Here is a 3,875-nt window from a genome sequence, read left to right as displayed (position 1 = left end):
TGCAGCTTCATCAGCGGTTTGTTTTCAAGCTTTCGGGTCACCGTGACCCGAAACACGTTGAGTCCCTCTGAAAGCATGAGCATCTGCTGGGGATGAAGCAGATTCATGATGGTGGCGGTCACCAGGGAACTGTAGGACAGCACCAGATTGGCCCCGGCCCGGTGCAGGGTGTTGATATTCCGGTCCAGGCTGACCCGGCTGATGATCTGCACACCCGGCCGGAGCCGGCGACAGTAGATGGTCAGATAAATAGTGCCCGAACGAAAATCAGGATTTTTCGTCAAGGTCAAGGACGGCGAAAATTTTAACCGCAGGAATACTCGACGTATTTTGAGGATTAAAATTTGAGCCGGACGCAGAGATTGGCGGAAAAAACGGTTTTCGTTCAGGCACTAAATAAGCTAAATAAGCCGGCGCATTATTTCAATTTATCCTGATACCGCTGCCCCATGCATCAGATCCGGGCTTGAATTTATGGCCGGCTTTAATTGGAACCTGAACTGAGCGTTTCAGCATCCGGGGATTTTGCGTTGACCCTTATTTTTCGGCTGGTCACGATTACCTCTGCACCGGCTTTGGCGAAAGCAACGGCTGTTGCTCTGCCGATTCCACGGCTGCCGCCGGTAATTAATGCCACCTTTCCATCCAGAGAAAATGCGGACTGCTCCATTGCAAAAATTCCTTTCCTTTTTCAGGCTGTTTTCAAATGTTCGGATTATATGCAAATCCCTGCCCGTCTAAAACCCGGATTCAGTATTCACCGGGATTTGGACAGGGTACCGATATTCAATTTTTTTGTACTGCAAAAATGAGAATGGAAAACCGATGACAGGCCCACCGGGCGGCTGACAAATTTTCCCTTGTCTCAAACGCATTTTGGGATTATGCTCATAATGAACAATTTCATTTTCAACTGATCGCTGCCGCCCATTCCGGGGCGCGAAAAGGGTGGACAGGTCTTTTCGGCTGATCAATAAACCCTGCATTTTACCGAAAAGGAGTGAAAATGACCCAGGTCGCCATTATCCGTTGTGAAAAAAACGAGGACCGGTGCCCCTTAACCGGTTGTTTCAAGTGCCTGACAGAAACAAAAGAAGGTTTTGCCGGGTATCACCACGCCGTTCCGGCGGGCGTATTTACCTGCCGATGTCCGGGAGACAATGTGGTGAATCACGGTAAAATCCTTAAATCCAAGGGGGCCGAAGCCATTCATTTCTGCACCTGCATGTTTGCCGATAAGACCGGGGATGGATGGGAAATGGACAAAGGAGGGTTCTGCAGTCATGTGGACTCGCTGATGGAGAAAGTCCACCAGGCCACAGGACTTCCATGTGTCAAGGGCTCCGCGCACCTGCCGAAAGGCTACGTGCCTGAAACACTTCCCTGAAAGCGTGCCGGCAACCCGGGTATCCAGGCCGGATTTTCCGGTGTACGCGCAACAATTCAAAACACATTCTTATTTCAAAAAGAAACGCTTTTCTTATCAAAAGGAGATACAGCCATGAAAATCGCAGTCAGTTCTAAAGGACAATCCCTGCAAGACGGGTTAGATCCCAGTTTTGGTCGATGCGCGGGTTTTGTTGTATTTGACACAGACACACAGAACACGTCATTTCTGGACAATTCCCGGCAGCAGGACCTGGCCCAGGGCGCGGGCATTCAAACCGCTCAAATGGTGAGCAATGCCGGTGTGGATGTGCTCATTTCCGGAAAAATCGGTCCCAAGGCCATGGAGGCCCTGAGCCAGAGCCGAATGCAGATTTTCAGCAGCTCGGCAGCCACGGTCCATGAAGCCATTGAAGCCTGGCAGCGCAATGCGCTTTCTCCCGTATCCACGGCAACCGGCCAGCCCGGAGGCGGCCAGGGCATGGGTGGCGGCGGCGGCGGCCGCGGTCGGGGCCCTGCCCAGGGCGGACAGGGCAAAGGCGGCGGCGGCCGGGGCCGCGGGCCGGGACAAGGCGGACAGGGTATGGGCGGCGGCGCCAAAGGCAAGGGACCAGGCCAGGGCGGCCGGGGAAAAGGCGGTGGCGGCAAGGGAGGAATGGGTTAAACATAACAAATCCAAGCCTTGCCAATGATTCAAAATAAGGGTTTGCACCCGGGGTATGCGCAAAATCATACCCCGGGTGGCTTTTTATGGGCCGGCACGATTTTTGACCGGAATTACAAAATTTCAGGGCTGATCCGATTCAGCAAAACCGCCTTGACTTTGGGGCAGCCATAAGCAACAAATATGCAAAGTTTCTTTTGAATCATCAGTGAAAAAGGAGAAGAGCATATGTCGGAAAGTCAGGTGGCGCTCAACAAGAACCGCGCAAAAAACCTCGGCCGGTTTGCTGAAGTCATGCCGGAGACCGCAAAACAAATCAAGGCCCAGATGGACGAGGCCTACAAGGACGGGGCTCTGGACACCAAGACCAAACGGCTCATGGCCATGGCCGTGGCCCTCGGCGCCGGGTGCAGAAACTGCGTTCTGGGCCAGGCCATGGGCGCCCTGGATAAAGGGGCAACCAAGGAAGAAATGCTGGAAACCCTGGCGGTGGTCACCAGCATGAGAGGCACCACCGGGGTGGCCGAATCCCTGCGGGTTATCCAGTTGCTCGACGAACTCGAAATGCTGTAAGCAAGGCGCATGGGGGCAAAACTTCAAAACAGCGGGATACGAAAAACAACCATGGAAATCGCCGAAATCCCGGTGGCGGTTTTTCGCAAAAACGTCAAAAACCTCAATATCCGGCTCTATCCCCCGGACGGAACAGTGCGGGTTTCTGCTCCGCTGCAGATGGCCGACCATGCCGTGCGCGCAGCCATTGCCGCCCGGCTGCCCTGGATCCGGCAAAAACGGCACAATTTTGCCAGACAAGTGCAGGCACCTGTCCCGGAAGCGGTCACCGGGGAAGTTCATTATTTCCAGGGGCAGGCCATATCACCGCGTATTTTCCATGTCCTGGATTTTTTCCTTCTGGACCCGGGCCCGCTTTTGCCAGGCCGGATCGTCTCTGAGATACAAAATGGCCATCTCGTTGAACCGGGCGGCCCGGTTGAAATCCTTTTTCCCCAGCCAGGCTTGGGCAAGATAGAAATATCCGCGGCCGTCGCCGGGATGGATGCCCACGGCCCGTTCAAGAACGCGAATGGCCCTGTCATATTCCTTTTTTTGAATCAGCTCTTGTCCCCGGCGGGTCAGGTCCTGGGATGCCGCCATGCGGTAATCTTTACCCTCCCCCGAATCATCGGGCTTATCCTCGATTTCGGGAGCAGGCGCATGAATGGTTTCGTCAACAGGTGTTTCAGGAGCGGGGCTGCGGGTTTGCCCCGGTCTGTCAGGCACCGGCTGGAGCCCGGCACAGGCGGATAACATCATCATCCCGACCATAAGCAGGATACAGACGGCGGGCCGGGCCAGCAGAAACTTATCGGAAAATATTTGAGAAACCATCTAAGGTCCTTTTCAGCACATTGTCGGGTTTGTGAATCTGACATTGTTTTTCCGGCTGATTGGTCTCCAGGAAATATTCCTCATATGTTTCCGGGCATTGCATGGATTCTGCCAGCTGCCCGGTTTGCCGGCATACTTTCTTTTTTACCACACCCGGCGGCCTGGCAAAGGGCTTTCCGGAAACATAGCCGGGCATGGCTTTGACCAGGTCTGCAAAAATGGGCAGCGCGGCCCCTGAGCCTGTTGCCATCACCGGATCCCCGTTGTCAAAGCCCACCCATACCAATGCCAGAAAATCCGGAGTGTAGCCGATAAACCAGGCATCCCGAAACCCGTTGGTGGTCCCGGTTTTGCCGGCCAGGGGAAAATCCACCCCCATTTTTCCAAGGGCGCTTGCAGTGCCGCCATTGACAACGGACTGGAGCATGGACGTCAC

The 3,875-nt window shown here is 54.4% G+C and carries 6 protein-coding genes and 2 pseudogenes; 4 read left to right on the top strand and 4 right to left on the bottom strand.

Annotation, left to right across the window (positions count from 1 at the left end; all coding sequences use genetic code 11):
* Positions 1-284 (bottom strand): annotated as a pseudogene (locus tag R6U41_RS14055) (potassium channel protein); the annotation flags it as partial.
* A 200-nt stretch (positions 285-484) separates the two neighbouring features.
* Positions 485-670, bottom strand: a complete 186-nt coding sequence (locus tag R6U41_RS14050) for an SDR family NAD(P)-dependent oxidoreductase (RefSeq protein WP_410270472.1) — start codon at positions 668-670, stop codon at positions 485-487.
* Positions 671-1,006: 336 nt separating this feature from the next.
* Here R6U41_RS14050 and R6U41_RS14045 point away from each other — a divergent pair, with 336 nt between their 5' ends.
* From R6U41_RS14045 to R6U41_RS14030, 4 genes and pseudogenes are all read left to right on the top strand, one after another.
* Positions 1,007-1,387, top strand: coding sequence for a CGGC domain-containing protein (locus R6U41_RS14045; protein ID WP_410270471.1), 381 nt, complete (start codon positions 1,007-1,009; stop codon positions 1,385-1,387).
* A gap of 114 nt (positions 1,388-1,501) precedes the next feature.
* Complete coding sequence (locus R6U41_RS14040; RefSeq protein WP_410270470.1) at positions 1,502-2,050, top strand: NifB/NifX family molybdenum-iron cluster-binding protein; 549 nt, start codon at positions 1,502-1,504, stop codon at positions 2,048-2,050.
* Positions 2,051-2,278: 228 nt separating this feature from the next.
* Positions 2,279-2,623 (top strand): carboxymuconolactone decarboxylase family protein, encoded by a 345-nt coding sequence (locus tag R6U41_RS14035; protein WP_410270469.1) that lies wholly within the window; start codon positions 2,279-2,281, stop codon positions 2,621-2,623.
* Between the two features lie 9 nt (positions 2,624-2,632).
* Positions 2,633-2,914, top strand: a pseudogene (locus R6U41_RS14030) (YgjP-like metallopeptidase domain-containing protein); the annotation flags it as partial.
* Between the two features lie 12 nt (positions 2,915-2,926).
* Here R6U41_RS14030 and R6U41_RS14025 read toward each other — a convergent pair.
* A complete protein-coding gene (locus tag R6U41_RS14025) occupies positions 2,927-3,439 on the bottom strand; it encodes a tetratricopeptide repeat protein (protein WP_410270468.1) in 513 nt (170 codons plus the stop codon).
* The coding region (locus R6U41_RS14020) for a penicillin-binding transpeptidase domain-containing protein (RefSeq protein ID WP_410270467.1) at positions 3,414-3,875 on the bottom strand (462 nt) is incomplete at its 5' end. The genes R6U41_RS14020 and R6U41_RS14025, both read right to left, overlap by 26 nt.

The organism is Desulfosalsimonas sp. (assembly GCF_046483245.1).
Lineage (GTDB): Bacteria > Desulfobacterota > Desulfobacteria > Desulfobacterales > Desulfosalsimonadaceae > Desulfosalsimonas.
The sequence above is the reverse complement of the archived record's forward strand: the minus strand, read 5'-3'. Positions and strand labels throughout refer to the sequence as shown.

Excerpts from the sequence above, each read along its gene's own strand:
- R6U41_RS14050 (WP_410270472.1), bottom strand. The coding sequence starts at position 670 with ATGGAGCAGTCCGCATTTTCTCTGGATGGAAAGGTGGCATTAATTACC.
- R6U41_RS14045 (WP_410270471.1), top strand. The coding sequence starts at position 1,007 with ATGACCCAGGTCGCCATTATCCGTTGTGAAAAAAACGAGGACCGGTGC.
- R6U41_RS14040 (WP_410270470.1), top strand. The coding sequence starts at position 1,502 with ATGAAAATCGCAGTCAGTTCTAAAGGACAATCCCTGCAAGACGGGTTA.
- R6U41_RS14035 (WP_410270469.1), top strand. The coding sequence starts at position 2,279 with ATGTCGGAAAGTCAGGTGGCGCTCAACAAGAACCGCGCAAAAAACCTC.
- R6U41_RS14025 (WP_410270468.1), bottom strand. The coding sequence starts at position 3,439 with ATGGTTTCTCAAATATTTTCCGATAAGTTTCTGCTGGCCCGGCCCGCC.